The organism is Psychrobacter sp. Ps6, from assembly GCF_022129235.1.
GTDB lineage: Bacteria > Pseudomonadota > Gammaproteobacteria > Pseudomonadales > Moraxellaceae > Psychrobacter.
The window spans coordinates 1-1,103 of sequence record NZ_JADQAI010000173.1 but is presented as its reverse complement, the minus strand read 5'-3'; the positions used below and the strand labels follow the sequence as shown (position 1 = coordinate 1,103).

The following is a 1,103-nucleotide window of genomic DNA, read 5'->3' as shown; positions in this document are numbered from 1 at the left end:
ATAGTTTTTTTTCACAGCTGTCTGGTGGTCAACAACAGTTAGTTTTAATTGCTCGTGCATTAGTTGCTGATTGCACTGTGATTGCTTTAGATGAGCCAACATCAGCATTAGATTTACATAATCAACAAACGGTATTGCGGTTATTAAAAACATTGGCTCGTCGTGATAATAAATGCGTAATATTCACAACGCATGATCCTAGTCATGCTTTACTAGTAGCAGATAAAGCGCTGTTATTATTGCCTCAAGGTAAATGGTTATTTAATGATTGTCAGAAAATATTAAATCTACCTAATCTTCAACAGGCTTATGGAGTTAAGACTAAAAAAACGACGGTTATTGTTGACCAACAATCTTATCAAACCATTATTCCATTGTTTGATGGATTGAACTAAATCCCGCTTGCTGAAGATAACACTGTCCTGAGATTGAAAGTAGATAATTAACAATAGGAAGGGCAATATCATCATTATATGCAAGGCCGTAAGTTGCAAAAATATTCTCTTGCGCAGGAATAGGGATCACCATCAATTTTGGATCTCTTGCTAGTATCGATTTATAGTGAGAATAACCGATAAACATATCAATGTTATGGTGCTGAATAAGAAACGACGCGGCAGTATATTCTGGTGGTATTGTTATCGTGTTAATGCCCCCAACTAGTGGTTGGGCAGTCCTTTTTAAATAATCGCTTAATGGTTTATTGTATTGCGCGATTTTATCAAATAATTGCCACGTATAGTCACCAGATGGATCGCAATTAGGTGTTGATGTTGCTAATTGTAATGCTGGATCACTAATATAATCGATCCATGTTTTATGTGGTTGATAATGATGGCGAGCAATAGTTAAACAGAGGCTATTGTGACAAAAAGGCATTATATTTTTCATTAAAGCAATAGAACGCAAATATTGAGGATGAGCCATATTTGCAGATAGAAAAAGATCACACTGCATACCTGATTGTATGTTTTTACTGAGTAAGCCAGCAGGGCCAAAAGTAAATGTGATTGATCGTTGAGTTAAATGTTCTAATTGTGGCTTTAGTTGGGTCACAGTTGTACGAAGGCTACCTGCAGAAAATATCATTAAGTTAGATTGAT

The 1,103-nt window shown here is 35.7% G+C and carries 2 protein-coding genes; one reads left to right on the top strand and one right to left on the bottom strand.

Features of this window, described 5'->3' with window-relative positions; all coding sequences use genetic code 11:
* Window positions 1-395 (top strand): ABC transporter ATP-binding protein (locus tag I3255_RS14675; protein WP_238039490.1); only part of this gene is annotated, 395 nt, incomplete at its 5' end.
* On the opposite strand, the gene I3255_RS14670 is transcribed toward I3255_RS14675, so the two are convergent.
* A partial coding sequence (locus I3255_RS14670) for a substrate-binding domain-containing protein (RefSeq protein WP_238039489.1) occupies window positions 367-1,103 on the bottom strand: 737 nt, incomplete at its 5' end. The genes I3255_RS14675 and I3255_RS14670 overlap by 29 nt on opposite strands.